The organism is Bradyrhizobium sp. 63_E2_N1_3 (genome assembly GCF_052076005.1).
In the GTDB taxonomy this organism is placed as follows: Bacteria; Pseudomonadota; Alphaproteobacteria; order Rhizobiales; family Xanthobacteraceae; genus Bradyrhizobium; species Bradyrhizobium barranii.
Genome location: NZ_CP197235.1, coordinates 5,367,171 through 5,391,192, shown reverse-complemented (window position 1 = coordinate 5,391,192; position 24,022 = coordinate 5,367,171). Strand labels below are relative to the sequence as shown.

The 24,022-nt window shown below is 63.7% G+C and carries 34 protein-coding genes; 23 read left to right on the top strand and 11 right to left on the bottom strand.

Annotated features, from left to right (window positions below; all coding sequences use genetic code 11):
- Positions 1–6: 6 nt before the first annotated feature.
- Genes AB7531_RS26055 through AB7531_RS26045 form a run of 3 tightly spaced genes read right to left on the bottom strand, consistent with a single transcriptional unit; the run spans position 7 to position 1,784 of the window.
- Complete coding sequence (locus AB7531_RS26055; protein ID WP_063983755.1) at positions 7–885, bottom strand: bifunctional helix-turn-helix transcriptional regulator/GNAT family N-acetyltransferase; 879 nt, start codon at positions 883–885, stop codon at positions 7–9.
- Between the two features lie 52 nt (positions 886–937).
- Positions 938–1,351 carry a cupin domain-containing protein gene (locus AB7531_RS26050; protein WP_063983754.1) on the bottom strand — a complete coding sequence of 138 codons (414 nt, stop codon included), beginning with the start codon at positions 1,349–1,351 and terminating at the stop codon, positions 938–940.
- A 31-nt stretch (positions 1,352–1,382) separates the two neighbouring features.
- Complete coding sequence (locus AB7531_RS26045; RefSeq protein WP_063983753.1) at positions 1,383–1,784, bottom strand: Ohr family peroxiredoxin; 402 nt, start codon at positions 1,782–1,784, stop codon at positions 1,383–1,385.
- A gap of 148 nt (positions 1,785–1,932) precedes the next feature.
- Here AB7531_RS26045 and AB7531_RS26040 point away from each other — a divergent pair, with 148 nt between their 5' ends.
- A complete protein-coding gene (locus tag AB7531_RS26040; RefSeq protein ID WP_063983752.1) occupies positions 1,933–2,403 on the top strand; it encodes a MarR family winged helix-turn-helix transcriptional regulator in 471 nt (156 codons plus the stop codon).
- Positions 2,404–2,480: 77 nt separating this feature from the next.
- Here the strand turns inward: AB7531_RS26040 and AB7531_RS26035 are convergent, their stop codons facing one another.
- Together AB7531_RS26035 and AB7531_RS26030 are read right to left on the bottom strand one after the other, a co-directional pair.
- A complete protein-coding gene (locus AB7531_RS26035) occupies positions 2,481–2,636 on the bottom strand; it encodes a hypothetical protein (RefSeq protein WP_094184234.1) in 156 nt (51 codons plus the stop codon).
- Positions 2,637–2,736: 100 nt separating this feature from the next.
- Entirely contained in the window at positions 2,737–3,090 is a 354-nt protein-coding gene (locus AB7531_RS26030) for an MmcQ/YjbR family DNA-binding protein (RefSeq protein ID WP_063983751.1), read from the bottom strand.
- A 68-nt stretch (positions 3,091–3,158) separates the two neighbouring features.
- On the opposite strand from AB7531_RS26030, the gene AB7531_RS26025 reads away from it, so the two are divergent.
- The 3 genes from AB7531_RS26025 (at position 3,159) to AB7531_RS26015 (ending at position 5,129) form a co-directional block, all read left to right on the top strand.
- Positions 3,159–3,710 (top strand): carboxymuconolactone decarboxylase family protein, encoded by a 552-nt coding sequence (locus tag AB7531_RS26025; RefSeq protein ID WP_063983750.1) that lies wholly within the window; start codon positions 3,159–3,161, stop codon positions 3,708–3,710.
- Positions 3,711–3,838: 128 nt separating this feature from the next.
- A complete protein-coding gene (locus tag AB7531_RS26020) occupies positions 3,839–4,465 on the top strand; it encodes a PadR family transcriptional regulator (RefSeq protein ID WP_063983749.1) in 627 nt (208 codons plus the stop codon).
- 19 nt (positions 4,466–4,484) lie between these two features.
- Positions 4,485–5,129 (top strand): O-methyltransferase, encoded by a 645-nt coding sequence (locus tag AB7531_RS26015; protein WP_063983748.1) that lies wholly within the window; start codon positions 4,485–4,487, stop codon positions 5,127–5,129.
- Here AB7531_RS26015 and AB7531_RS26010 read toward each other — a convergent pair.
- Positions 5,116–5,343: a tautomerase family protein gene (locus tag AB7531_RS26010; protein ID WP_014495867.1), complete on the bottom strand. Its 228-nt coding sequence runs from the start codon at positions 5,341–5,343 to the stop codon at positions 5,116–5,118. The two genes, AB7531_RS26015 and AB7531_RS26010, sit on opposite strands and share 14 nt — an antisense overlap.
- A 117-nt stretch (positions 5,344–5,460) precedes the next feature.
- On the opposite strand from AB7531_RS26010, the gene AB7531_RS26005 reads away from it, so the two are divergent.
- The 11 genes from AB7531_RS26005 to AB7531_RS25955 all read left to right on the top strand — a co-directional run bounded on the left by AB7531_RS26005 (position 5,461) and on the right by AB7531_RS25955 (position 13,677).
- Positions 5,461–6,354, top strand: coding sequence for a LysR family transcriptional regulator (locus AB7531_RS26005; protein ID WP_063983747.1), 894 nt, complete (start codon positions 5,461–5,463; stop codon positions 6,352–6,354).
- A 250-nt stretch (positions 6,355–6,604) separates the two neighbouring features.
- Positions 6,605–8,269 carry an acetolactate synthase large subunit gene (locus tag AB7531_RS26000; protein ID WP_063983746.1) on the top strand — a complete coding sequence of 555 codons (1,665 nt, stop codon included), beginning with the start codon at positions 6,605–6,607 and terminating at the stop codon, positions 8,267–8,269.
- A gap of 181 nt (positions 8,270–8,450) precedes the next feature.
- On the top strand, positions 8,451–8,798 hold the full coding sequence (locus AB7531_RS25995; protein WP_063983745.1) for a Lin0512 family protein: 348 nt from the start codon (positions 8,451–8,453) through the stop codon (positions 8,796–8,798).
- Positions 8,799–8,802: 4 nt separating this feature from the next.
- Positions 8,803–9,492 carry a GNAT family N-acetyltransferase gene (locus tag AB7531_RS25990; protein WP_063983744.1) on the top strand — a complete coding sequence of 230 codons (690 nt, stop codon included), beginning with the start codon at positions 8,803–8,805 and terminating at the stop codon, positions 9,490–9,492.
- 73 nt (positions 9,493–9,565) lie between these two features.
- A complete protein-coding gene (locus tag AB7531_RS25985) occupies positions 9,566–10,750 on the top strand; it encodes a serine hydrolase domain-containing protein (protein ID WP_187387725.1) in 1,185 nt (394 codons plus the stop codon).
- 95 nt (positions 10,751–10,845) lie between these two features.
- Positions 10,846–11,055, top strand: a complete 210-nt coding sequence (locus AB7531_RS25980) for a YgaP family membrane protein (protein ID WP_063983742.1) — start codon at positions 10,846–10,848, stop codon at positions 11,053–11,055.
- Positions 11,052–11,573, top strand: a complete 522-nt coding sequence (locus tag AB7531_RS25975; protein WP_063983741.1) for an RNA polymerase sigma factor — start codon at positions 11,052–11,054, stop codon at positions 11,571–11,573. Before AB7531_RS25980 ends, AB7531_RS25975 begins: the two co-directional genes overlap by 4 nt.
- A 3-nt stretch (positions 11,574–11,576) precedes the next feature.
- Positions 11,577–11,924, top strand: a complete 348-nt coding sequence (locus AB7531_RS25970) for a carboxymuconolactone decarboxylase family protein (protein WP_028157609.1) — start codon at positions 11,577–11,579, stop codon at positions 11,922–11,924.
- Positions 11,925–11,952: 28 nt separating this feature from the next.
- A complete protein-coding gene (locus tag AB7531_RS25965) occupies positions 11,953–12,618 on the top strand; it encodes a DUF429 domain-containing protein (protein WP_063983740.1) in 666 nt (221 codons plus the stop codon).
- Positions 12,619–12,736: 118 nt separating this feature from the next.
- Positions 12,737–12,880, top strand: a complete 144-nt coding sequence (locus AB7531_RS25960; RefSeq protein ID WP_167768104.1) for a hypothetical protein — start codon at positions 12,737–12,739, stop codon at positions 12,878–12,880.
- A gap of 92 nt (positions 12,881–12,972) precedes the next feature.
- Positions 12,973–13,677, top strand: a complete 705-nt coding sequence (locus AB7531_RS25955) for a glutathione S-transferase family protein (protein ID WP_231144874.1) — start codon at positions 12,973–12,975, stop codon at positions 13,675–13,677.
- A 2-nt stretch (positions 13,678–13,679) separates the two neighbouring features.
- On the opposite strand, the gene AB7531_RS25950 is transcribed toward AB7531_RS25955, so the two are convergent.
- The 3 genes from AB7531_RS25950 to AB7531_RS25940 all read right to left on the bottom strand — a co-directional run bounded on the left by AB7531_RS25950 (position 13,680) and on the right by AB7531_RS25940 (position 15,682).
- Positions 13,680–14,462 (bottom strand): sulfite exporter TauE/SafE family protein, encoded by a 783-nt coding sequence (locus AB7531_RS25950; RefSeq protein WP_063983739.1) that lies wholly within the window; start codon positions 14,460–14,462, stop codon positions 13,680–13,682.
- A 3-nt stretch (positions 14,463–14,465) separates the two neighbouring features.
- A complete protein-coding gene (locus AB7531_RS25945) occupies positions 14,466–15,098 on the bottom strand; it encodes a TetR/AcrR family transcriptional regulator (RefSeq protein WP_063983738.1) in 633 nt (210 codons plus the stop codon).
- Between the two features lie 212 nt (positions 15,099–15,310).
- Entirely contained in the window at positions 15,311–15,682 is a 372-nt protein-coding gene (locus AB7531_RS25940) for a tRNA-binding protein (protein ID WP_063983737.1), read from the bottom strand.
- A gap of 104 nt (positions 15,683–15,786) precedes the next feature.
- On the opposite strand from AB7531_RS25940, the gene AB7531_RS25935 reads away from it, so the two are divergent.
- A complete protein-coding gene (locus AB7531_RS25935; protein WP_014495852.1) occupies positions 15,787–16,140 on the top strand; it encodes an ArsC family reductase in 354 nt (117 codons plus the stop codon).
- A gap of 23 nt (positions 16,141–16,163) precedes the next feature.
- Here AB7531_RS25935 and AB7531_RS25930 read toward each other — a convergent pair whose 3' ends face one another.
- Positions 16,164–16,856 carry a hypothetical protein gene (locus tag AB7531_RS25930; protein ID WP_063983736.1) on the bottom strand — a complete coding sequence of 231 codons (693 nt, stop codon included), beginning with the start codon at positions 16,854–16,856 and terminating at the stop codon, positions 16,164–16,166.
- Positions 16,857–17,158: 302 nt separating this feature from the next.
- Between AB7531_RS25930 and AB7531_RS25925 the strand changes: the two genes are divergently transcribed.
- The 7 genes from AB7531_RS25925 (at position 17,159) to AB7531_RS25895 (ending at position 23,652) form a co-directional block, all read left to right on the top strand.
- A complete protein-coding gene (locus tag AB7531_RS25925) occupies positions 17,159–17,914 on the top strand; it encodes an ABC transporter ATP-binding protein (RefSeq protein ID WP_063983735.1) in 756 nt (251 codons plus the stop codon).
- Entirely contained in the window at positions 17,907–18,653 is a 747-nt protein-coding gene (locus AB7531_RS25920) for an ABC transporter ATP-binding protein (protein ID WP_063983734.1), read from the top strand. The genes AB7531_RS25925 and AB7531_RS25920 overlap by 8 nt, the downstream gene beginning before the upstream one ends.
- A gap of 48 nt (positions 18,654–18,701) precedes the next feature.
- Positions 18,702–19,922: an ABC transporter substrate-binding protein gene (locus tag AB7531_RS25915; protein ID WP_063983733.1), complete on the top strand. Its 1,221-nt coding sequence runs from the start codon at positions 18,702–18,704 to the stop codon at positions 19,920–19,922.
- A 72-nt stretch (positions 19,923–19,994) separates the two neighbouring features.
- Entirely contained in the window at positions 19,995–20,858 is an 864-nt protein-coding gene (locus tag AB7531_RS25910; RefSeq protein ID WP_063983732.1) for a branched-chain amino acid ABC transporter permease, read from the top strand.
- A gap of 1 nt (position 20,859) precedes the next feature.
- Positions 20,860–21,828, top strand: a complete 969-nt coding sequence (locus AB7531_RS25905; protein WP_135215252.1) for a branched-chain amino acid ABC transporter permease — start codon at positions 20,860–20,862, stop codon at positions 21,826–21,828.
- Between the two features lie 156 nt (positions 21,829–21,984).
- Positions 21,985–22,629 carry a DUF47 domain-containing protein gene (locus AB7531_RS25900; protein WP_014495845.1) on the top strand — a complete coding sequence of 215 codons (645 nt, stop codon included), beginning with the start codon at positions 21,985–21,987 and terminating at the stop codon, positions 22,627–22,629.
- A gap of 15 nt (positions 22,630–22,644) precedes the next feature.
- Positions 22,645–23,652, top strand: coding sequence for an inorganic phosphate transporter (locus AB7531_RS25895; protein WP_063983731.1), 1,008 nt, complete (start codon positions 22,645–22,647; stop codon positions 23,650–23,652).
- On the opposite strand, the gene sugE is transcribed toward AB7531_RS25895, so the two are convergent.
- Positions 23,645–23,959 (bottom strand): quaternary ammonium compound efflux SMR transporter SugE, encoded by a 315-nt coding sequence (gene sugE / locus AB7531_RS25890; RefSeq protein ID WP_231144876.1) that lies wholly within the window; start codon positions 23,957–23,959, stop codon positions 23,645–23,647. The genes AB7531_RS25895 and sugE overlap by 8 nt on opposite strands.
- Positions 23,960–24,022: the final 63 nt, after the last annotated feature.

Sequence of the window (24,022 nt, the reverse complement as noted above, 5' to 3'; positions counted from 1 at the left end):
CGAGGTCTATGACTGGATGTGCTTTTCGAAAAAGAGATCCGGGTAGGGATCATCGTTGAAGCGGGGGATCTCGCGCCAGCCCGTGGTGCGGTAGAGCTGGCCGGCTTCGGCGAGCGCGCTGTTGGTGTCGAGCCGCAGCAGCGTGACGCCGAGGTCGCGTGCGGCATTCTCGGCCGCGTCCATCAGGCGCCGGCCGAGCCGCAATCCGCGCGCTGCGGGGGCAACCCAGAGACGCTTGATCTCGGCATAGCCGTGATCCGTTCCCTTCAATCCGACGCAGCCGATCGGCAGCGTGTCGGACATCGCCACGATGAAGGTGCCGCGCGGACGGCGCATGTCCTTGGCGTCAGGATCGCGCGACAGCGAGACGTCAAAACCCTGCTTGAAGCGGCGGCCGAGCTCGGAATAGTACTCGCGCAGGCAATAACGTGCTGCTTCGCTCCGTGGATCCATCTCGTCCAACGCGACGCGCTCGCGCGTCAGCGCGGAGGCGATCAGGTCCATCGCCGCCAGCAGCGCCTCGCGCTGCGAATGTTGCGCCAGGAAGCCTTCGGCCTGCGTATTGGACAGCGCCTCGTAGGCTGCGAACTCGCGCCGTCCCGCACGCGTCAACGTCGCGACACGGCGGCGCGCATCGTCCTCATGTGTCGTGGTCTCGACCAGCCCTTCGTCCTCGAGGCTGCGGAGCAGCCGACTCATCAATCCGGAATCGAGCCCGAGATAGTCGCGAATCTCCGCGACGTCCGAGCGCCCATGTCCGATCGCATTGAGCACGCGCGCCGCCCCGAGCGGTCGGCCGCGCCCGAGGAACGAGGTGTCGAGCGCGCCGACGGCGGAGGTCACGGCGCGATTGAAGCGGCGGACGCGGGAGACGGGATCGAGCATGATATCTGACTTTAGTCAGATATTGTGTGCGGGTCAATCGAGACGGCCGGTCTCACTTCACCAGCGTCAGCAGCGGCTTGTCCTTGGCGACGACATAGGTTGCAAGCTCGCTCGCGGTGTCCGGGCCGACGTTCTTCGCCGCATGAACCGCTCCCGCTGGAATGAACAGCACGTCGCCTGCCTTCAGCGTCACTGGCGGCTTGCCCTCGACGTCGTATTCGATGGCGCCTATCAGCACATAGATAATCTCCTCGCCTGGATGAGTGTGCCGGCCGAACGCAACTCCGGGCGCGAGGTCGACGCGGACCTGGACCGCCTCGCGACCGGGCGCGCTGAGATCATGGTGCTGGAGGTCGGTGCGCGTGACGCCGGCCGGCTGGGCTGCCGCCGGCAGGGTGAGAAGGTTGGTGGCGAGCACGGCGGCGCTCGCAAGCATGCGCAGGGTTCGTAATGGATAGGGGCTCATGGTCGACTCCTGATGTTCGCTTGATGGCGGGTCAAACGAGGGTGGTGGTCACCTCGATGTTGCCGTGGACAGCCTTGGAGTAGGGGCAGATGCCGTGCGCCGTCTCGATCAGCTCCTGGGCGACCGAGCGATCGACGCCGGGAACGCTGACGTCGAGACGGGCCCGCAGAAAGAAGGCGTCATTGGCGTTGCTCAGGTCGATCGTTGTGTCGACCGACGGCTCGCTCGGCAACTTGACCTTGCGTTGGGCGGCGGCGAGGCCGAGCGCGCCGAGGTAGCAGGCCGACCAGGCGGCAGCGAACAGGTTCTCGGCGGCCGGGTGCGGCTGGGCCAGCTTGATATCGAGAGAGCCGTCGTTCGCGTGCGCGGCGCCGTCGGGGCCGGAGGTGACGTGGGTCTTGCCGGTGAAGAGAAGCTTTGCAGCGGTGGTCATGGCGCATCCTTTCGGGTTCGATGTAGATCGTGTCCGATCTAATCGGATGCGCGTTGAAATAAACCCGTCGCTCTGTCCGGTCAAGCTCTTCCGATTTAATCGGATGCGATTTATATTGACGCGGAGATCACGAATTGCGGAGGTTCACGTGTCCCGTCCCGCCAAAGCTGCCGGCAAAGGCCGAAAACTGTCGAATTTCCTGTGCTTCGCCGTCTATTCGGCCAATCTGGCCTTCGGCCGCGCCTACAAGCCCCTGCTCGACAAGGTGGGACTGACCTACACCCAGTACATCGCCATGGTGGCGCTGTTGGACGAAGACGAGCAGACCGTCAGCGCGCTCGGCGACAAGCTGTTCCTGGAATCCAACACGCTGACGCCGATCCTGAAGAAGCTCGAGCAGATCGGTTACATCAAGCGCCACCGCGATCCCGCCGACGAGCGGCAGGTGCGCGTGAGCCTGACGCCGGCCGGCCGAAAGCTGATCGAACAGGATCTCGGCAACTCCGTGATCGAGGCGACCGGCCTCGGCGACGATTTTCCGGTGGTGCAGAAGACGGTGAGCCGGCTGCGCGACAACCTGCTGCGCGCGACCCAGGCGGCCGGAGAGAAGAAACGCTGAGCGGGCAGCGCCTTCCCGCTGGGAAAGTCGGAGGCGGCGTCCGCCTCCGATACAAGTACGAGGAAAAGCGCGCGGCTCTAGTTGCAGACCGTGCGCGGAATCATCCAGGTCGCAAAAGTCTGCCAGAACCCGTCTTCGCGACGGCGCTGGTAAGCGACGAAATCGGCGTCATCATCATCATGCACGAGTTCATAGCGATAAGTGTTGGCTGCAGTGGTGTTGGGCTTACTCATGGAGCACTCCATCTCGAATGGGCTTTGCTTCGAGCTAGGTGCGGTGCAACAAAAGTCCAATGGGAGTACGATGATCAGCACATCACGTTGTGGAGAGTGCTTAGTCCAGCCCGAGCGCCTTGCGCGATTTGCGCGTGAGCTTTGCGACGATCAGGGCATGGGCCTGCGCCAGATAGGCGGTGAGTTCCGCATCGGGAAGTGCGTTGTTGCTGGTGAGCTGCACCCATTTGGCGCGCGCCAGATAAGGCGCCGGTCGTGCCACGCCATGCTCGATCAGCATCGCATAGGCCATGTCCGAGACCTTGAACATGTAGCCGCCGGAGCCCGCGGCAAAGCCGCCGCCGAGCGCGAACATCTTCCCGCCGACCTTGAACACGGAGGTGCCTTCCCACTGCACCACCTTGGTGGCCGCGGCCAGGCGCAGGCAGCGGGCTTCGAATGTCTTGGGTGTCATGCGCTCGCACTTGAGACGAAGGCCCGCCGTTATGGCAACATGCGTCTTCCAACCAGGGATGAATTGCCATGTCGCGCGTTTCGATCAAGACCAGGGACGATCTGCCGGAGGCGCTGAGGCCGTTGTGGGACAAGATGACGACCTACGGCGCGTTCGAGAACCAGGCCGGTGTCATGGCCCACCGCCTGCCGATCTTCAAGCATATGTGGTCGCTGCTGGTCGATCTTGCTGAAGAAGGCAATGTCTCGAAGCGCCATCTGGAGCTCGCGCTGGTCACGGTCTCGCTGCTGAACAAATGCGACTATTGCGTCTCGCACCACGCACCAAAGCTGGCGGTGCAGGGCGTGTCTGAGGAGGGCGCCGCGCGCCTCGTCGATTACAAAGACCATCCCGAGCTCGATGAGCTCGACAAGCTCGTCGTCGAATATTCCATCGCCGTCACCAACAACTGGAACAAGACCCGCGACGAGATATTCGCCCGCCTGCGCGCGCATTTCTCGGAAGCCCAGATCGTCGAGCTGACCTGGCGCATCGCGCTCTGCGGTGCCTTCAACCGCTTCAACGACATCTTTCAGCTCGAGGTCGAGCAGGGCGTTCCCCACAGCGAAGCCGCGGAGTAATCGGCCCCCGGCGGTGCCGGTCCCCCGAGCCGGGACCGGCGCCAAGGCGCCCGATCACAGATTCGTGGGTTGTGGACTGTCTATCGCAAACTATATCGTAAGATATGTTTTACAAAAGGGCGTGCGATATGCACCACGGACGAGACCACAAAGACTTCCATTTTGGGCATTTCGCTCATTTCGTCATGGGCCGGCACGGCGGCGGACGGCGCTTCGGCCGCGGCGGGCATGGCTTCTTCGGGCGCGGCCCGGGGGGCGATTTCCCCGGCGCAAGGCGGCTGTCCTCGCAGGACCTCCAACTCGTGATCCTGGCGTTGCTCGCCGAAAAGCCGGCTCATGGATACGAGCTGATCAAGATTATCGAGGAGCGGTCCGACGGCTTCTACACGCCGAGCCCGGGCGTGATTTATCCGGCGCTGACTTATCTGGAAGAGGTCGGCCACAGCAGCGTCGAGCAGGATGGCGGTCGAAAGCTCTACAGCATCACGCCGCAGGGCGAGGCGCATCTCGCCGAGAACCGCGCCACTGCGGATGCAATCCTGCAAGCGTTGTCGCGGATCGGTCGCCGCATGGACGAGGTGCGCGAGGCCTTTGCTGGCGTCAGCGATCTCGATGCCGACGCCTCCGACGAATTGCACCGTGCCCGCCACAACCTCAAGCGCGCGCTGCGTTCCAGGCTTGGCAGCGACCCCGCCGAGGCGCGCCGCATCGCGGCGATCCTGGATCGTGCCGCCGCGGAAATCCTCGGCAAATAACTGAGAGGCGAAGCAACACATGAATGATCGGCCCTACAGCCCGATTCAAGACCCACGCGTCAACGCCGTCCTCGCGCGCCTCCAAGGCGCGCGGCAGCGGCCGGCCGGCGGCGGGCCGCGCGGTTCCTTCAACAGCCGTGATCCCCACGCCTATGCCGAGCAGGGCTTTTCGATTCATTCCGAGCAGGGCGAACTGATCTATCTGCTGTGCCGTGGCTTGCGTGCTACGCGCATGGCCGAGTTCGCCACCTCGGTCGGCATGTCCACGCTCTATTTCGCGGCCGCTATCCGCGACAATGGCGGCGGCACCGTGATCGGCTCGGAGATCGTGCCGGCCAAGGTCGAGACCGCCAAACGCAATCTCGCCGAGGCCGGCCTTGCCGACTACGCCGAGATCCGCGAGGGCGATGCGCGAAAAACCTTGCGCGATCTCGGCGGTCCCGTCGACTTCGTTCTGATCGACGGCTGGCCGGGTGAGAGCGGTCCCTCGCTGGCGCGCGAGGTGATCGGGATCGTCGCGCCGCAGCTGCGCGTCGGCGGCTACGTCATGAACGACAATGCCGAGCCCGACTATCTCGATTTCATCCGCGATCCCGACAACGGCTTCGTATCGATGACGCTGCCGCTCAAGGGCGGCACCGAGCTCAGCCTCAAGGTGAGGTAGCGGCGTCGCTTGCGCGATAGGCGTCGGGAACCACGAACACCTCGTCGGCGCGGCCATAACCGCCATCAGGCACTTCCTCGATCAGCACCATGGTGTGCGTCCGCGCCGCTTCGCCGAAATAGTGCGCGAACAGCGCGGTGAGGTTGTGCACGATCTCCGCCTTCTGCGCCCGCGATAAGGCGGCCTGGGGGATCTTGATATTGGCGAAAGGCATGATGGGTCTCTCCGTGTGATGGGGTGTGGTTGCTCCTGTTCGAGAATGCCCGATCGCCGCGACCGGATAATCGCGAAAAACTTGTCATCACTTGTCGGCTGTGGTGAACAATCGGCTATGGACCGGTTTGACGCCATGCGCCTGTTCGTCCGCCTCGTCGAACGGCAGAGCTTTACGGCTGCGGCTGCCGACCTCGGCATTCCCCGCTCGACGGCGAGCGAGGTTTTGCGCGGGCTCGAGGCGCGGCTGGGCGCGCGCCTGCTCGAACGGACGACACGGCATGTCACGCCGACGCTCGACGGCGAGGACTATTACCGCCGCTGCGTCGCCATCCTCGCGGAGGTCGAGGAAGCCGAAACCACGATGCGCGATGCGCGACCGCGTGGCTTGCTGCGCATCGACGCACATCCTTTGCTGACCCGCACCTTCATCTTGCCGCACCTGCCGGAATTCCTGGCGCGCCATCCGCAACTCGACTTGCAGATCGGGCAGGGCGATCGGCTGGTCGATCTCGTGCGCGAGGGCATCGATTGCGCGATCCGGTCGGGAGAGCCCGAGGACAGCGGGATGATTTTGCGCCGTCTCGGGACGGTCGAGGAAATCACGGTGGCGAGCCCGGGCTATCTCGCCAGCCACGGCTTGCCCGCGACGCCTGATACGCTCGACGGCCATCAGATGGTCGCGTTCATCTCATCGCGCACCGGCGATGTTTTGCCGCTGGAGTTTTCTATCGCCGGCGGGCTGCGCAATGTCGTGCTGCCAAGCAGGGTTCGCGTCAACAATTCCGACACCATGGCCGATCTCGCGCGGCTCGGCTTCGGCCTCACGCAGGCGCCCCGCTATCGCTTCGCAGCGGATCTCGCCAGCGGTGCGCTGGTCGAGGTGCTGGCAGGCTATCCACCGTCGCCGACGCCGCTCTCCGCGCTCTATCCGCAAAACCGCCAGCTCGCGCTCCGCCTGCGCGTCTTCCTCGACTGGATATCAGGCATCTTTGCCGAGGCGAAGCTGTAGAGCTTCGTAGCCCGACAGGCAAAATGTCCGAACAGTCGGTCAATCCGCTCTACCGGAATTCGGAAACGGCGTCGTTGCGAGCGCGGCGGAGCAATTCCAGAAATTCCGCGGAAAGATTCTGGATTGCTTCGCTGCGATCGTATTGACGATGTTGGAACAATCGCCCGCCTCTTTGTGAGTTGTGCCTGCGCCACGAGCCGCTACCATGTGACCGCTCCCGACCACGGGACGCACAGCGAGCGGAGGCGACATGAGCGGGCAGGAACGCAAGGCAAAAGGATCGGACCTGTTTGTGGCGGCGCTGGAGAACGAGGGCGTCGATCGCATCTTCGGTATCCCCGGGGAGGAAAATCTCGACCTGGTCGAATCGCTGCGCACCTCCAAGATCGAGCTGGTCCTGACCCGTCACGAGCAGGCCGCGGCCTTCATGGCCGCCACGCACGGTCGGCTGACCGGCAGGCCGGGAGTGTGTCTCTCAACGCTCGGCCCGGGCGCGCTCAACCTGTCCACGGGCGCCGCCTATGCCCATCTCGGCGCGATGCCGATGATCTTGATCACCGGCCAGAAGCCGATCATGAGCAGCCGGCAGGCGCGCTTTCAGATCGTGGACGTGGTTGCGACCATGAAGCCGCTGACGAAGCTCTCTCGGCAGATCATCAGCGCCTCCAGCATTCCGACCGTGGTGCGCGATGCCTTTCGCGTGGCGATGGAGGAACGGCCGGGGCCGGTGCATCTCGAGCTGCCCGAGGACATCGCGGGCGACGAAGTGCCCGCCGTCCCCGTGATCCCGGTCCATCCGATTGAAATTCCGGTGGCCCATCGCGCCGCGCTCGACCGTGCGGCCGAGATGATCCTGGCCGCAAGACGTCCATTGGTGATGATGGGAGCTGCGACCAGCCGGCCGCGCTCGACCCACGGCATCGCCAGCTTCGTGCGGCGAACCGGCATTCCGTTTTTCACGACACAGATGGGAAAGGGCACGGTGCCCGGCGGCACCAATCTCTACATGGGCACGGCGGCGCTATCAGAGCGCGACTATGTCCACGACGCGATCGACGCAGCCGATCTGATCGTGGCGATCGGCCATGACCCGATCGAGAAGCCGCCCTTCATCATGGGGCCGTCGGGACCGAAGGTCATTCACGTCAGCTACACGCCGGCCAGCGTCGAGCTGGTCTATTTCCCCGATGCCGAGGTCGTCGGCGACGTCGGCCCGAGCCTGGAGCTGCTCGCCGACCGGCTCGAAGGCAAGCTGCCGCAGGCGGCGGCGCTGTTGCCGTTGCGCGAGGGGATCCTCACGCACATCGCCGACCGCGCCACCGAGGCCCGCTGGCCGCCGACACCGCAGCGCATCGTGCACGACATCCGCCAGGTGATCCCGGAGAATGGCATCGTCGCGCTCGACAACGGCATGTACAAGATCTGGTTCGCGCGCAACTACCGAACCCGCGTCGCCAACACGCTGCTGCTCGACAATGCGCTGGCGACGATGGGCGCCGGTCTGCCGTCGGCCATGATGGCCGCGATGCTCTATCCCGAGCGCCGCGTGCTCGCGGTTGCCGGCGACGGCGGCTTCATGATGAACAGCCAGGAGATGGAGACCGCCGTCCGCCTCAAGCTCAATTTGGTCGTGCTGGTGCTCGAGGACAACGCCTACGGCATGATCCGCTGGAAGCAGGCCGTCGATCACTTCGCCGATTACGGCATGACCTTTGGCAATCCCGATTTCGTCCTTTACGCGAAGGCCTACGGTGCCAAAGGACATCGCATCGAGAGCATCGACAGCTTCGGCCCGACGCTCGATGCGGCCTTCAAGGAGGGCGGCGTGCATCTGGTCGTGATCCCGATCGACTATTCGGAGAATGTGCGCGTGCTGGTCGACGAGCTGCGGGCGCATGAGAAGGCGAAAGCGTGATGTGGTCGATGCTCTCGCCACATCGTCATTGCGAGCGCAGCGAAGCAATCCAGAATCTTTCCGCGGAGGCAGTCTGGATTGCTTCGTCGCTTTGCTCCTCGCAATGACGGAGTATGCTGATCAGCCAAAATCCGATAACAACCTGCATCAACGTAGCTCAACCAACCACAGGAATTATGAAATGACTCGCGTTCGCTGTATCACCGAGATGGGCATGGGCGTCGACGTCCACGGCAGGGACGCCACCAAGGCGGCGAAGCGTGCGGTGTCGGATGCCATCAGGCATTCGAGCCTCGGCTTCTTCCGGATGATCGGGAAGACAGCGAACGACATGTTCGTCGATGTCACGATTGCGGTGCCCAACCCTGAGGCGGTGGACAAGGACGCCGTTGCGAAGGAGCTGCCTTACGGCACGGTGACCGTAACTGCGGTCAAGGGCGGGCTGGAGATTCCCTCGGCCACGGAAGTGGCCAACGATCCTATCCTCATCGCCAACGCCGCCGTCATCGTCAGCTTCGACAAGGACTAGGCCGGTGTCCGACAGCGATGAGCGGCTACTGGATCGTCCGATCTGGAGCGCGCTGACGACCAGCCAGAAGCATCTGGCGGAGGGCGGCCCGCGCGCGCGGCGCTATCCCGTGGACATGACACCGTTTGCCGACATGGTCGACATGTCCGAGGCAAGCTTCGCCGCGCTCGGTGATCTCCTGGCGGGCTCGCAGGTTGCCGCGCTGTTCACGCCGGAGCCGGTCGACGTTCCCGCCAATTTCAAGGTCGTTCTGGCGGAGACCGGCGAGCAGATGATCGGCTCGCCGGCCGACAGCCCGCTTCGCGATGCCGAAATCGTCAAATTGAGCGCGGCCGACGTCGCCGCCATGATGGCGCTGACGGAGCTGACCAAGCCTGGTCCGTTCGCGTTGCGCACCCATGAGCTCGGCACCTTCCTTGGCATTCGCGTTGGTGGAGAATTGGTCGCGATGACGGGCGAGCGGATGAAGCCGGGAAAGTTCGTCGAGATGACGGCCGTCTGCGTGCATCCGGACTATCGTGGGCGCGGCTACGCGCAGGCGCTGCTCGCGGCGGTCGCGCGCCGGATCGAGGCGCGCGGCGAAATGCCGTTCCTGCACGTGTTTTCTCATAACGCCTCGGCGATTGCGCTGTACGAACGGCAGGGCATGAAGATCCGTCGCCGGCTGCACGTCACGGCGCTGATGAAGATTTGAGGGCCGATCGGACGGTCTTCATTTCCCACGAATTCGCGCTATATCCATCCTAACCATAATTTGGGGGAAACACATGGACGCCAGAACACCTGATTTTTCCGCCGCGCGGACGGCGATGCAGCGCTACGTCGATCAGGAGATCATTCCAGGCGTGTCCTGGGCGGTGCTGCGGGGGCGCGATGTCGTCGATCAGCAATGCGTCGGCTTCGCCGATGGCGAGGCAAAAGCCGCGCTCCGGCCCGACCACATCTTTCGCGCGTTCTCCAACACCAAGATCTTCGTGACGTCTTCGATCATGCTGCTGGTCGAGGAGGGCCGCATCGGGCTTGATGATCCCGTCGAGAAATTCCTGCCGCAGCTCGGCAATCGCAAGGTGCTGAAGCAGGGTGCCGCGAGCCTTGCCGATGTCGAGCCGGCGAAGAGCCCGATCACGATCCGCCAGCTGCTGACCCACAGCTCGGGTCTCAGCTACGGCATCTTCGATCCCGGCACCGTGCTGTTCAAAGGCTATAACGAGGCGCGCGTGCTCAATCCGCTCACGCCGCTGACCGACATGATCGACAAGCTCGCCGATCTGCCGCTGTCCTATCATCCCGGCGCGGGCTGGGAATATTCGGTGGCGACCGACGTGCTCGGCCGCGTGGTCGAGGTCGTCTCCGGCCATGCGCTCGACACCTTCCTCAAGGCGCGCATCTTCGATCGCCTCGGCATGGTCGATACGGGCTTCTCAGTGCCTGAGGCACAGCAGGGCAGGCTGGTTGCACTCTATACCGGCGCCGACGTGCTCGATCCGATGAAGCCGGGCCTGACGCGGGCCGACAATCTCCCTTATCCGCAGGCCTATCGGCGGCCGTTTCCGCGGCTCTCGGGCGGCGGCGGTCTGGTCTCGACCTTGCCCGACATGCTCGCGCTGGTACGCGCGCTGCTCCCCGGTCCGGATGCGCTGCTGAAGCCGGACACGCTGCGGCAGATGATGACGAACCAGTTGCCCGCGGGCCAGACCATCCGATTTGCCAATCTCGGGCCGATCCCCGGCAAGGGCTTTGGTCTCGGCGGCGCCGTCACCTTTGCGCCGACGCCGTTCGATCCCCCGAATTCGACCGGCGAATTCCAGTGGGGTGGGCTTGCCGGCACCCATTGGTGGATTTGTCCGCAGGCCAACACCGCCGGCGTGCTGATGGCCCAGCGCCATATGGGCTTCTGGAACCCGTTCTTCTTCGAGTTCAAGCGCCTGGCCTATCAGGCGGTCGGGGGCTGACCGCGAAAAAAGTTCACGCCCCCGCGAATCCTTTTGGGTCTTCGCGTCCTCCTGATGGTCGAGGCATTTTGCTTCGGCTCATTTCGGAGGATGTGATGGCATTCTACAGGAAGAATATCGGTGGTCTGCATCAGGCGGTGCGGGTTGCGCTCGGAATTGCGGTTGCGATTGCCGCATTCGTTTTTCTCACCGGCGTCGCGGCGTGGCTGGTGGCGCTCGGTGGCGCAGGCTTCGCACTGACGGGGCTCGTCGGCTATTGCCCGATGTGCGCGATGGCCGGGATCGGACGAGGAGGCGTGTCGTGAGTGCGGCGGCGATCTCGTCAAGCCTGTTCGAGGCGGCCCGGCTCGGCGATCCCCAGGCGATCGCGTCTCTGCTCGAGACGGCGCAGCCGGATATCCGCCGCTACGCACGCGCCACCTGCCGCAGCTCGGCGGATGCCGAGGATGCAACCCAGGAGGCGATGTGGATCCTGTTCCGCCATGTCGGCACGATCCGCTCGCTCGTCGCCTTTTCCGCGTGGCTGTTCAGCGTGGTCCGCCGCGAATGTCTGCGGCTCGCGCGCAAGGCGGGGCTTGCGCCATCGATCGACGACGGCGAGGCGGAGGCCCTGCTGCTGTCGCGCTCCGAAGCGGATTTGCGTCTTGACGTGGCGGCTGCGTTCGAAGCGTTGCCGGCGCATTATCGCGATGTCGCGCTGATGCGGGACGTCAAGGAAATGACCATCGACGAAATCGCCGCCGCGCTCGGAGCGTCCAGGCAGACTGTGAAGGCGCGCCTGCATCGCGCCCGCGCCTTGATGCGCGAATATCTGACGAGGTGAGACATGACCGATTATCAAACGCCTGACGATCTGAAGTCTGTCCCGGCTTTCGTGGCGCTCGCGCCGGTCGAGGCCAACGCGTTCCTTGCGTTCAACCACGCGGTCGAGCGCAAGGACGGATTGATCCCGCCGAAATATCGCGAGCTGATCTCGCTCGCGGTCGCGCTCACCACGCAATGTGCCTATTGCCTGGACGTGCATACGGCGCAGGCAGCGAAAGCCGGCGCGACGCGGGAGGAAGTCGCCGAAGCGGCATTGATCGCCGCGGCCGTGCGCGCCGGGGGTACGCTCGGCCATGCGCTGCTGGCGCAGCGCTTGTTCGAGCGCCATCGAGACGAGGGAGAAGCATAGATGTCTTGTCGACGTCGGGACGCATGATTTGCCAAACTATCTCGGTCTCGATGGATTTCGCTTCGGCTGGGTCGCAGCCTGGATCGACGAGCGCGGCGATCATGGCTTTGATTATTCGCCGGGCCTGACGCGCTTGCTTGCGATGCCGCATGCGCGTGCGATGATCGACATGCCGATCGGATTGAAGCCAAGCGGCTATCGAGCCTGCGACTTGCGTGCACGCGAGCTGGTCGGCCCTGCCGTGTTTCTTGGCGCGCGCCGCGATCTCTGGACATTTCCCGACATGGCGACGGCCAATCGCCACTATTGGGAGCGGGAAGGCAAGGGCAGGGGCGTGTCGGCGCAGCTCTGGAACATCAGGGAGAAGATCAGGGACGTCGACGAGATCATGACGCCGGTGCGCCAGGCGACAATTGGCGAAGCGCATCCGGAATTGATTTTCTGGAATCTGGCAGGGTGCGTCCTTCTTCCGAAGAAGACGTCGGCGCAAGGTCGTGAGCAGCGCATCGCGCTGCTGGCGCAACGCGGCTTCACGCGCCTGGAGACATGGCTGACGCAGCGTCATGGCACCGGCATCGGCCGCGACGATCTCATCGATGCCTGTGCCTGCGCGGTCGCGGCCCGCGACAGCACACAGCGTGTCGGCGGCGAAGAGGTCGATCCGCGCGGACTGCGGATGGAGATCAATTATTGAGGTCGCGGCCTCGCGCGCCTCGATTCGGGATAAAGTGGCAATTTGTTTGAGGCGTGCAGGAACTGTCGACGGTCGGCCCGCGTTCCCCGTGCGAACCGATGACGGAGAAGCTCGTGCGATGAAGGATGCCAGTCAGTTCGCGACCGCGATGCTCGCGCTCATTTTCACCGGAACGCTGCTCGTCACCGGGCAGCTCTTCATCGAGCAACGCGCGCAGCGCGATATCGCGTACGCCGCCAGGCATCTGCTGCGGCCCCTGTAGTCCGGCTTCGATGCATGATCACTGCTCGGCCTTGCGCCGTTCGACGGCTCGCCTAGATTAGGCGGCATCTCACGAACGAAGCCGGGGTCCCGATGCCTGATCTGTCCGCCTTTCCCATCACCAAGCGCTGGCCTGCCAGGCATCCGGAGTTGCTTCAGCTTTATTCGCTGCCGACGCCGAACGGCGTCAAGGTGTCGATCATGCTGGAAGAGATCGGTCTGCCTTACGAGGTCCACCTCGTCGACTTCGGCAAGGACGACCAGAAGACGGCGGAATTCCTCTCACTCAATCCGAACGGCAAGATTCCGGCGATCCTCGATCCCAACGGTCCGGGCGGCCGGCCGCTGCCGCTGTTCGAGTCCGGGGCGATCCTGCAATACCTCGCCGAGAAGACCGGCAAGCTTCTGCCGGAGGACGCCGCGCGCCGCTACCAGGCCATCCAGTGGGTGCATTTCCAGATGGGCGGCATCGGGCCGATGTTCGGCCAGGTCGGCTTCTTCCACAAATTCGCCGGCAAGGATTTCGAGGACAAGCGGCCGCTCGACCGCTATGTCAGCGAGGCCAAGCGTCTGCTCGGCGTGATGGAGACGCATCTTTCCGGCCGGCAGTGGTTCATGGATGACGACTACACCATCGCCGATATCTCCATGCTCGGCTGGGTGCGCAATCTCATCGGTTTCTACGGCGCCGGCGATCTCGTCGAATTCAGCCAGTTCAAGTCGGTCGGTGCCTGGCTCGAACGGGGGCTGGCGCGTCCTGCCGTGCAGCGCGGGCTGAACATTCCGAAGCGGCCGTAGAATCAGGTCAGCGCCTTATGCGTCATGTAGAGCGCCATCACCGAGATGAGGGCGATCATGACCCTGTGCAGCACCGCTTTGCTGACGCCGTTGGCCGCGCGTGCGCCGAGATCGGTGCCGATCCAGAGGCCGGCGAGAATCCCGACGATCGCCGGCCAGCCGACCATGAGCCCCTTGCTCCAGTAGATCCAGGCCGCCGGAATGTTGGTCGGGATGACCGAGAAGATGAGGCTGACGAGTTGCGCCTGGTGCTGCGGGACGCGTAGGCCCGCGGCGAGGCCGACGGTGATCGCGAGCCCGCCGCCGATGCCCATGAAGCCGGAGGAAAACCCGGCAAGCGCGCCGATGAGGAGCAGGGGGAGCCAAGGCAGTACGTCTCGGTCAACGGCCGCGTGGCTCCCGTCCTTGCGGTCGCGGCGCAGGATCAGAAGGGCGATCAGCGCGACGAGATAGACGACGTAGGTCCATTGCAGCACCGAGTCGGAGACCGCCGCCGCGGCGTAACCGCCGCCCGCACCGCCGACGAGAAATCCGAGGCCGATCCAGGCGATCCATTGCAGCGGGCTGCGATTGCCGCTCTGCCAGTAGCGGCGCACGCCGGCGAGGCCAGTGGGCGGGACCTGCGTGATCAGCGACGTCCCCTGGGCGACATGCTGCTCCGCGCCGAGCAGCAGCACGGTGAAGACGACAAGCCCGCCGCCCGGGCTCGTACCCATGAAGCCCGATGTCAGTCCGCCGACGAGACCGACGCCAATGCCTGCGAGGAGATCGTGAATCCAGGACATCGCTTACGTCCTGGTCCGTCGCTTGATGTCAGGCTTGGTCGTGCGAAATCCCTCGATCACGCCGCCGACGGCCGCCATGCAGGCCTCGACGTCAAAATCCTCGCCCCAGCATTTCTGCAGCACGAAGCCCTGGAAGATCGCGATGAGCACGCGTGCGACCGCGTCGGCGCCGAGGTCGCGCTTGATCAGGCCGTCATGCTGCCCGCGCTCGACCAGCGCCACGATCAGCGCGCGCGGCATGTCGATGCCTTCGACGACGCTGGTGCGGACGCGGCGATTGCGCAGGGCCTCCGCCCAGCCGTGAATGCCGACGCGACGCCGCGCTTCGCCGGCGGGATCGGTGAGCCATTGCGCGTAGACGCGGATCAGCGCGTGGAGTCCTTCGATCGGATCACCCGATCCCTGCGCCACCGAGTTGAGCACGGCCTCGCGACGATGCCGGTCGTCGGCGAGCGCCTCGATCAAATCGTCCTTGCTCTGGAAGTAGAGATAGACCGCGCCGTGGCTCAAGCCCGACCGTTTGACGATGTCGGCCATGCCGGTCTGATGAAAGCCTTGCTCGGCGAAGCAGGCAAGGGCCGCTTCGAGGATCTGCTGCCGCCTACCTTCGCGTTGCTTGTCGCTGATCTTGGGCATTTTGGCCGTCCATAAATAACTGACAGATCGGTCGTTTTGAGCGTTTGCCTGATGCGGCACCTATGAAGCCGGGCATTAATAAAAAACGATCAGTCAGTCATTTTTATTATCAAAGGCGATCTTGGTCAAGTCCAGACGGTCCGGAAACAGGAGGATCAAACCGTTGCCGGGGCCGTGGCTGAGGTGCGGCGGCCCGGCCGGCGATCGCGCGGCTAGAACAGCCGTCCGCCGTTCGGCACAGGCTTGCTCGGCTGCACCAGCACGACCTTGCCCTCGGCATCGGGGAAGCCGAGCGTCAACACCTCGGAGACGACCGGGCCGATCTGTCGCGGCGGGAAGTTCACGACGGCCGCGACCTGCTGCCCCACCAGCGTCTCGAGCGGATGATTTTCGGTGATCCGGGCCGAGCTCTTGCGCACGCCGATCGCGGGACCGAAGTCGATCCACAGCCGCCAGGCCGGCTTGCGTGCCTCCGGGAACGGTTTTGCATCGACGATGGTGCCGACGCGGATATCGACCGCGAGGAAGCTGTTGAAGTCGATGGTTGGCGACACGGCCGCGGCGGGATCGTGAGTGACGTGCATTGATGTATCCGTTCGGAGAGCGAGGTTCGTTCGCGATGTTGTCGCGCGAACCGGAGTTTCGTACAACGCTGCAGTCATCCAACGACGCATGCGCGAGGAAGGTCTTGCCCAACATCATCTACGGCATCAAGAACTGCGACACCATGAAGAAGGCGCGCGCCTGGCTCGACACCCATGGCGTCGCCTACGAGTTCCACGACTACAAGGCGGCGGGCGTCGAGAAGGACAAGCTCAAGCAGTGGAGCGACAAGGCTGGCTGGGAGACGCTGCTCAATCGCGCCGGCACGACCTTCAAGAAGCTGCCGGATTCCGACAAGGAAGGCCTCACCGAGAAGAAGGCGCTGGCGCTGATGCTAGCGCAACCATCGATGATCAAGCGGCCGGTGCTCGAAGTCGGCGGCAAGCTTCTGGTCGGCTTCAAGCCGGATATCTATGCCAAGGAAGTCAAGGCCAAGTAAGTCGGCGCGAAATCGCGCTGACCCTAGTTCAGCTCGACGATTTCGGTGGTGACGCCCGGCTGATCGGCGAACTCGACGACGTCGGCGGCGGCGATCCGGCCGGGGGCGCGATGGAAGAGATCGCGGTCGATCACCGCGCGCAGTTTCGGGCGCGGCAGCGCGTCATTTCCGCGCATCAGATTCTTGATCTCGAAGCCGCCGTCCTCGCAGAACGTCTTGAGCGAGGCGATGACGTGGCAGACCTTGCCGTCGGTCTGGAACGGCAGCAGCAGCCGTTCATAGGCAACCACGCGGCCATAGATGTCGTCGACGTCGGCCACGCTGTAGACCGGAAGGCCGCGCGCCACACATTCATAATAGATCGGCATCACGAAGGGTGCGAGGCGCGGCCCGATATAGTCGTCGAGCAGAACGCCTTTGCCGGTCTGTCCATAGGCGCGCGAGATGCGCGTGCCCTCGCTCTGGATGATGAGGCGCGGCGTCGGCGCCGAGATGTCGACGGTATAATAGATGAGATCGGACAGCTCTTCCTCGAGCCGCGCGGGCTGATACTCCCAGATCGCCGGCACCATCTGCCCGCGCGCATAAAGTCGCAGCCACGTGTTCAGGAGATCACGCTGCCTGATCGACTTGACGACAGAAGGAGCGGCGCTTGCAAAATCCAAGGCAATTTCCAAGACAATATTCCCGACGCATAAAACCCGCGCATGATCCATGCGGCGGGAAAATTTTCTATGAAGGCTGGCGCGCGGGATGAAAGACCGTTAACGACGGCTTGATGACCGGTGCCTTGCGAACCGGGAGGCCGGGCAGGCGACATCAAAACGCGTCCGACTAAGGGAGCATAAGCCTCCCGGCCGGAGACCTGATCTGCTCAGCTTTCCGCCTTGCCTAACCCCCGTCACCTCCGGCATATTCCGCGCCCGGAGGCGACGTTCCGGGACAGGCTCCAAGGCCCCCGGAAAGCCGAAGTAACTAAGGACAGCCACGCGTATTGTGCGGGCAGGGGGAAATCTGTTTGGCCGATGAGTTCATTCTCGAAACGGAAGGCTTGACCAAGGAGTTCGCGGGCTTCTTCGCCGTCCGCGACGTTGCGCTCAAGGTTCGCCGTGGGAGCATTCACGCGTTGATCGGCCCGAACGGGGCGGGCAAGACGACGTGCTTCAATCTTTTGACCAAGTTCCTCAAACCGTCCGCCGGCAAAATTCTGTACAAGGGGCAGGACATCACGGCGATGGCGCCAGCCGACGTGGCGCGCCTTGGACTGGTCCGTTCATTCCAGATCTCGGCGGTATTTCCGCATCTCACCGCGCTGGAAAACGTTCGCGTCGCGCTCCAGCGCCAGCACGGCAGTTCCTTCGATTTCTGGCGCTCCAAGTCCGTGCTCAACCGCTTCAACGATCGCGCGCGTGAACTGTTGAACGATGTCGGCCTCAGCGAGTTTGCCAATACGCCCGCGGTCGAGATGGCCTACGGCCGCAAGCGCGCGCTCGAGATCGCAACGACGCTCGCGCTCGACCCCGAGATGATGTTGCTGGACGAGCCGATGGCCGGCATGGGCCACGAGGACATCGACAAGATCGCGGCGCTGATCAAGCGCATCTCCGCGAAGTACACCATCCTGATGGTCGAGCATAATCTGAGCGTCGTGGCCAATCTCTCCGACATCATCACCGTGCTGACGCGCGGGCAGGTGCTGGCGCAAGGCCATTACAGCGAGCTCACCAAGGACGAGCGCGTCAAGGAAGCCTATCTGGGAGCCGGTCATGCGTGAGACTGCAACCGCGGACGCTCCCGCAAAAGCCGCAACCGGCGGCAACATCCTCCAGGTCCGCAACCTGGAAGCGTGGTACGGCGAGTCCCACATCCTGCACGGGATCAATTTCGACGTGAACGCGGGCGAGGTGGTTACGCTGCTCGGCCGCAACGGCGCCGGCAAGACGACCACGCTGAAGTCGATCATGGGCATCATCGGCAAGCGGACCGGCTCGGTGAAGTTCAACAACCAGGACATCATCCGCGCGACCTCCGACAAGATCGCGCGGATGGGCATCGCGTTCTGCCCGGAGGAACGCGGCATTTTCTCCAGTCTCGATGTGCGGGAGAATTTGTTGCTGCCGCCGGTGGTTCGCCCGGGTGGATTGCCGCTCGAGCAGATCTTCGATCTGTTTCCGAATCTGAAGGAACGTCTCAACAGCCAGGGCACCAAGCTCTCCGGCGGTGAGCAGCAGATGCTCGCGATCGCGCGCATCCTGCGCACCGGCGCGAGCTTCCTGATGCTGGACGAGCCGACCGAAGGTCTTGCGCCTGTCATTATCCAGCAGATCGGCCACACCATTGCACGGCTCAAGAAGGAGGGTTTTACCATCCTCCTGGTCGAGCAGAACTTCCGGTTCGCATCCACCGTCGCCGACCGCTACTACGTGGTCGAGCACGGCAAGATCATTGACGGATTTTCCAATTCGGAGCTTGCCGCCAACATGGACAAGCTCCACACCTATCTCGGCGTCTAAGACGGCCAAGCGTCAAACGGCCACGAGAAAATTCACGAGGGAAGTAGCATGAAAAAGTCGATTGCGTCGTTTCTGCTCGGCACGGCGTTGGCCGTCACCACGGCTGGCGTAGCCTTTGCGCAGGACAAGACCGTCAAGATCGGCGCGCTGTCCGATCAGTCCGGCCTCTACGCCGACCTCGGCGGTCCCGGCTCGACGCTCGCCGCCCAGATGGCCGTCGAAGATTCCGGCCTTGCGGCGAAGGGCTGGAAGATCGACATCATCTCCGGCGATCACCAGAACAAGCCCGACATCGGCACCGCGATCGCGCGGCAATGGTTCGACGTCGACAAGGTCGACATCATCGTCGACGTGCCGAATTCCGGCGTGGCGCTCGCCGTCAACAACGTCATCAAGGAAAAGAATGGCGTCTACATCAACTCGGGCGCCGCGACCTCGGACCTCACCAACGCGCAGTGCTCGCCCAACACGGTGCACTGGACCTACGACACCTACATGCTGGCCCATACCACGGGGCAGGCGCTGGTGAAGGCCGGTGGCGACAGCTGGTTCTTCCTGACCGCGGACTACGCCTTCGGTGCGGCGCTCGAGCGCGACACCACGGCCGTGGTCACCGCCAACGGCGGCAAGGTGGTCGGCGGCGTCAAGCATCCGCTCAACACGCCGGACTTCTCCTCGTTCCTGCTGCAGGCACAGGCTTCCAAGGCCAAGATCATCGGCCTTGCCAATGCCGGCGGCGACACCACCAACTCGATCAAGCAGGCGGCCGAGTTCGGCATCGTCAAGGGTGGCCAGAAGCTCGCGGCGTTGCTGCTGTTCCTCACCGACGTCAAGGCGATCGGTCTCGAGACCGCGCAGGGCCTCAACTTCACCGAGACCTTCTACTGGGACATGAACGACCAGACCCGGGCGTTCTCCAAGCGCTTCTCCGAGAAGATGAAGAACAACGCGCCGCCCACCATGGTGCAGGCCGGCGTCTATGCGGGCGTGCGTCACTATCTCAAGACGCTGGAAGCGCTCGGCGGCAATCCCCATGACGGCGTCAAGGTCGTCGAGAAGATGAAGTCGTTGCCGACGGAGGACGACCTGTTCGGCAAGGGCGAGATCCAGCCGAACGGCCGCACCATCCACAGCGCCTACCTGTTCGAGGTGAAGAAGCCCTCGGAGTCCAAGGGGCCGTGGGACTTCTACAAGCTGGTCGGCACCGTGCCGGGCGACCAGGCTTTCACGCCGCTGTCCGAGAGCAAGTGCGCGCTCTTGAAGAAGTAAGATAACCGCCCGCAGGCCATCAGGCCTGCGGGCGATTTTCAGGCAACGCCGAAGGGACCGGGTGCGGGATCGATGCAGGCTCTTTACGCTCAGCTACTGGTGGGATTGATCAACGGCTCGTTCTACGCGCTGCTCAGTCTCGGGCTTGCCGTGATCTTCGGCATGCTCAACATCATCAATTTCGCCCACGGCGCGCTCTACATGATGGGCGCGTTCGTTGCCTATTTCCTGCTGAGCCTCGGCGGCATCAACTACTGGTGGGCGCTGCTGATCGCGCCTGTTATCGTCGGCATCTTCGGCATGATCCTGGAACGGACCATGCTGCAATGGCTGACGGGGCTCGACCACCTCTACGGCCTGCTCCTGACCTTCGGGATCGCGCTGATCGTGCAGGGCGTGTTCCAGAACTATTTCGGCTCCTCCGGTCTGCCTTATGCGATTCCGGACCAGCTCAAGGGCGGCATGAATCTCGGCTTCATGTTCCTGCCGATCTATCGCGGCTGGGTCGTCATCTTCTCGCTGGTGGTGTGTATCGCCACCTGGTTCCTGATCGAGAAGACGCGGCTCGGTGCTAACCTGCGCGCTGCCACTGAAAATCCGACGCTGGTGCGCGCTTTCGGCATCAACGTGCCGCGCATGATTACGCTGACCTACGGTCTCGGCGTCGGCCTTGCCGCGCTCGCCGGTGTGCTCTCGGCGCCGATCAACCAGGTGCGGCCGTTGATGGGCGCCGACCTCATCATCGTCGTGTTCGCGGTGGTCGTGATCGGCGGCATGGGATCGATCATGGGCTCCATCATCACCGGCTTTGCGCTCGGTGTGATCGAGGGCCTGACCAAGTATTTCTACCCCGAGGCCTCCAACACCGTCGTGTTCGTGCTGATGGTGCTGGTGCTCTTGGTGAAGCCAACGGGACTGACGGGAAGGGCGGCCTGATATGACAGCCTTGACGGACGACACGCTGCCGGTAACCCCGCGCGCGATGCGTGACGAGATGGTCGTGTTCGTGGTGATGGCGCTGCTGCTGGCGTCGGTGCCCTTCACGGGCGTCTATCCGTTCTTCGTGATGCAGGCGCTGTGCTTTGCGCTGCTTGCCTGCGCCTTCAACCTGCTGATCGGCTATGGCGGCCTGTTGTCGTTCGGCCACGCAATGTTCATGGGCACCGCCGGCTATTGCAGCGCGCACGCGCTGAAAGTGTGGGCGTTGCCGCCGGAGCTCGGCATCCTCGTTGGAATCGCCGCGGCGTTCGGGCTGTCGCTCATCACCGGCTATATCTCGATCCGCCGCCAGGGCATCTATTTCTCGATGATCACGCTGGCGCTGTCGCAGCTCCTGTACTTCATCTACCTCCAGGCGCCGTTCACCCATGGTGAGGACGGCATTCAGGGCATTCCGCAGGGGCGGATGTTCGGCTTGCTCGATCTCTCCAAGCCGACGGTGCTTTATTACGTCGTGTTGGCCGGCTTCCTCGCCGGCTTCCTGCTGATCTACCGCATCATCAACTCGCCGTTCGGTGAAGTGCTGAAGTCGATCCGCGAGAACGAGCCGCGCGCGATCTCGCTCGGCTACCGGACCGACCAATATAAATTCCTGGCTTTCGTCCTGTCCGGCACGCTGGCCGGCTTTGCCGGATCGCTGAAGGTGTTCGTGGCGCAGAATGCCTCGCTCACCGACGTGCACTGGACGATGTCGGGCGAGGTCGTGCTGATGACGCTGGTTGGCGGTCTCGGCACCATCTTCGGCCCCGTGGTTGGTGCCTTCGCGATCATCGCCATGCAGCAATATCTGGCGGGTTTTGGCCAATGGGTGACGGTGATCCAGGGCTCGATCTTCGTGGTCTGCGTGCTCACCTTCCGCCGCGGCGTCATCGGCGAAATCGCTCATTACTTCCGGCGCTCGCTATAAACCTTTGATATCGCACCAATTTCATTGGTGCGCGAATCCGGTGGATGATCCTGCTCCGCGGGCGTGAGATGACACGCGCGCGGAGCGGAAATGGTCTATGACAGTTTTGTGACGGCCTATTCGGGCCGGGCCATTTCCAACCGGTAGCCTATCCCCATGATGCGATGGTTTCGCGCTTTCCTGCCCAAGGAAGAACGGTTCTTCGACCTGTTCGACCGCCATGCACAGACGGTGATCCAGGGCTCGATCGCGCTCCAGGGCATGCTCAACGGGGGAGAGGAGACGCCGGTCTACTGTCAGCGCGTCAACCAGTTCGAGAACGACGCCGACAACATCACCCGTGAGGTGCTGACGGCGGTGCGCCGCACCTTCATCACCCCCTTCGACCGCGGCGACATCAAGAACCTGATCACCTCGATGGACGATGCCATCGACCAGATGCAGCAGACGGCCAAGGCCGTGATGCTGTTCGAGGTGCGCACCTTCGAGCCGCCGATGCGGGAGATTGGCGGACTGCTGATCGAATGCGCCAATCTCGTGGGGCGCGCGTTGCCGCTGATGCAGTCGATCGGCCCGAACGTCGCGATGCTGACCGCGATCACGGAAGAGCTAGGCAAGCTCGAGGGTCGGGTCGACGATCTCCACGACATCGGGCTGAAGGAGCTGTTTCTCAAGCACCGTGATGGTAGCGCGATGGATTTCATCGTCGGCGTCGAGATCTACGACCATCTCGAAAAGGTGGCCGACCGTTTCGACGACGTCGCGAACGAGATCAACAGCATCGTCATCGAGCAAGTTTAGGGCAGGGGTCGCGCCGTGGATGCTGCGCTCGGACTTCCTGTCCTCGTCGGCTTGATCGCCGTCGCGCTGCTGTTCGACTTCCTGAACGGCCTGCACGACGCCGCCAATTCGATCGCGACCATCGTTTCGACCCGCGTGCTGCGGCCGCAATTCGCGGTGCTCTGGGCCGCGTTCTTCAATTTCATCGCCTTCATGGTGTTCGGGCTGCATGTTGCCCAGACCATCGGCACCGGCATCATCGATCCCGCGGTCGTCGACGCCCAGGTGATCTTCGCGGCGCTCGTCGGCGCGATCGTCTGGAACCTCGTGACCTGGGGGCTCGGCATCCCATCCTCGTCGTCGCATGCGCTGATCGGCGGTCTCGTCGGCGGCGGCATGGCCAAGGCGGGGATCTCGGCTGCGGTGTGGAGCGGACTGTCCAAGGCGGTGCTGGCGATCGTGCTGTCGCCGCTGGTCGGTTTCCTGCTCGCGATGATGCTGGTCGCGATCGTGTCCTGGCTCTCGGTGCGCTCGACGCCGTTCGCGGTTGATCGCGCCTTCCGCATCCTGCAATTCGCCTCCGCCTCGCTCTATTCGCTCGGCCATGGCGGTAATGACGCCCAAAAGACCATGGGCATCATCGCCGTGCTGCTCTATTCGCAGGGGCATCTCGGCGGTGAATTCTCGGTGCCGTTCTGGGTGGTGCTGTCCTGCCAGGCCGCGATGGCGCTGGGCACGCTGATGGGCGGCTGGCGTATCGTCCGCACCATGGGCCTGCGCATCACCAAGCTGACGCCGATGCAGGGCTTTTGCGCCGAGACCGGCGGCGCCGCGACGCTGTTCATGGCGACCTTCCTCGGCGTTCCCGTCTCGACCACCCACACCATTACCGGCGCGATCGTCGGCGTCGGCGCGGCCCGCCGCGTCTCGGCGGTGCGCTGGAACGTCGCGAGCTCGATCGTCTATGCCTGGGTGATCACGATCCCGGCCTCGGCCATTGTCGCGGCGCTGACCTGGTGGGCGGTCCAGATTCTCGTCAGGTGACGAATTTCAGCCCTGCGATGCCGGCGACGATCAGCCCAATGCTGGCGAGGCGGAACGCCGTGGCCGGCTCGCCGAACAGAATGATGCCAAGCGTGGCGGTACCGACCGCGCCGATGCCGGTCCAGACCGCATAGGCGGTTCCGACGGGCAGCGATTTGAGGGCTAAACCGAGCAGGATGACGCTGCCGGCCATCGCCGCGAGCGTGATGACGGACGGAACAAGCTTGGTAAAACCCTCGGTGTATTTCAGGCCGATCGCCCAGGTAATCTCGAGAAGACCGGCGACGAACAGGATGCTCCAGGCCATGACGACCCTCCATTCAAGGCAGGGTCGTCCCCGCGGCGGATATGCTGATGAGGGGGGAGGCCG

Bases quoted from the DNA above. Each gene is read 5' to 3' on its own strand.
- sugE (WP_231144876.1), bottom strand. From the start codon at position 23,959: ATGGCCTGGAGCATCCTGTTCGTCGCCGGTCTTCTCGAGATTACCTGG.
- AB7531_RS26045 (WP_063983753.1), bottom strand. From the start codon at position 1,784: ATGACCACCGCTGCAAAGCTTCTCTTCACCGGCAAGACCCACGTCACC.
- AB7531_RS25905 (WP_135215252.1), top strand. From the start codon at position 20,860: ATGACAGCCTTGACGGACGACACGCTGCCGGTAACCCCGCGCGCGATG.
- AB7531_RS26005 (WP_063983747.1), top strand. From the start codon at position 5,461: ATGGACCGGTTTGACGCCATGCGCCTGTTCGTCCGCCTCGTCGAACGG.
- AB7531_RS25940 (WP_063983737.1), bottom strand. From the start codon at position 15,682: ATGCACGTCACTCACGATCCCGCCGCGGCCGTGTCGCCAACCATCGAC.
- AB7531_RS26035 (WP_094184234.1), bottom strand. From the start codon at position 2,636: ATGAGTAAGCCCAACACCACTGCAGCCAACACTTATCGCTATGAACTC.
- AB7531_RS26025 (WP_063983750.1), top strand. From the start codon at position 3,159: ATGTCGCGCGTTTCGATCAAGACCAGGGACGATCTGCCGGAGGCGCTG.
- AB7531_RS26030 (WP_063983751.1), bottom strand. From the start codon at position 3,090: ATGACACCCAAGACATTCGAAGCCCGCTGCCTGCGCCTGGCCGCGGCC.
- AB7531_RS25930 (WP_063983736.1), bottom strand. From the start codon at position 16,856: ATGGATCATGCGCGGGTTTTATGCGTCGGGAATATTGTCTTGGAAATT.
- AB7531_RS25955 (WP_231144874.1), top strand. From the start codon at position 12,973: ATGCCTGATCTGTCCGCCTTTCCCATCACCAAGCGCTGGCCTGCCAGG.
- AB7531_RS25900 (WP_014495845.1), top strand. From the start codon at position 21,985: ATGATGCGATGGTTTCGCGCTTTCCTGCCCAAGGAAGAACGGTTCTTC.
- AB7531_RS25915 (WP_063983733.1), top strand. From the start codon at position 18,702: ATGAAAAAGTCGATTGCGTCGTTTCTGCTCGGCACGGCGTTGGCCGTC.
- AB7531_RS26020 (WP_063983749.1), top strand. From the start codon at position 3,839: ATGCACCACGGACGAGACCACAAAGACTTCCATTTTGGGCATTTCGCT.
- AB7531_RS25960 (WP_167768104.1), top strand. From the start codon at position 12,737: ATGAAGGATGCCAGTCAGTTCGCGACCGCGATGCTCGCGCTCATTTTC.
- AB7531_RS25980 (WP_063983742.1), top strand. From the start codon at position 10,846: ATGGCATTCTACAGGAAGAATATCGGTGGTCTGCATCAGGCGGTGCGG.
- AB7531_RS26015 (WP_063983748.1), top strand. From the start codon at position 4,485: ATGAATGATCGGCCCTACAGCCCGATTCAAGACCCACGCGTCAACGCC.
- AB7531_RS26010 (WP_014495867.1), bottom strand. From the start codon at position 5,343: ATGCCTTTCGCCAATATCAAGATCCCCCAGGCCGCCTTATCGCGGGCG.
- AB7531_RS25985 (WP_187387725.1), top strand. From the start codon at position 9,566: ATGGACGCCAGAACACCTGATTTTTCCGCCGCGCGGACGGCGATGCAG.
- AB7531_RS25970 (WP_028157609.1), top strand. From the start codon at position 11,577: ATGACCGATTATCAAACGCCTGACGATCTGAAGTCTGTCCCGGCTTTC.
- AB7531_RS25950 (WP_063983739.1), bottom strand. From the start codon at position 14,462: ATGTCCTGGATTCACGATCTCCTCGCAGGCATTGGCGTCGGTCTCGTC.
- AB7531_RS26000 (WP_063983746.1), top strand. From the start codon at position 6,605: ATGAGCGGGCAGGAACGCAAGGCAAAAGGATCGGACCTGTTTGTGGCG.
- AB7531_RS26055 (WP_063983755.1), bottom strand. From the start codon at position 885: ATGCTCGATCCCGTCTCCCGCGTCCGCCGCTTCAATCGCGCCGTGACC.
- AB7531_RS26050 (WP_063983754.1), bottom strand. From the start codon at position 1,351: ATGAGCCCCTATCCATTACGAACCCTGCGCATGCTTGCGAGCGCCGCC.
- AB7531_RS25945 (WP_063983738.1), bottom strand. From the start codon at position 15,098: ATGCCCAAGATCAGCGACAAGCAACGCGAAGGTAGGCGGCAGCAGATC.
- AB7531_RS25995 (WP_063983745.1), top strand. From the start codon at position 8,451: ATGACTCGCGTTCGCTGTATCACCGAGATGGGCATGGGCGTCGACGTC.
- AB7531_RS25920 (WP_063983734.1), top strand. From the start codon at position 17,907: ATGCGTGAGACTGCAACCGCGGACGCTCCCGCAAAAGCCGCAACCGGC.
- AB7531_RS25910 (WP_063983732.1), top strand. From the start codon at position 19,995: ATGCAGGCTCTTTACGCTCAGCTACTGGTGGGATTGATCAACGGCTCG.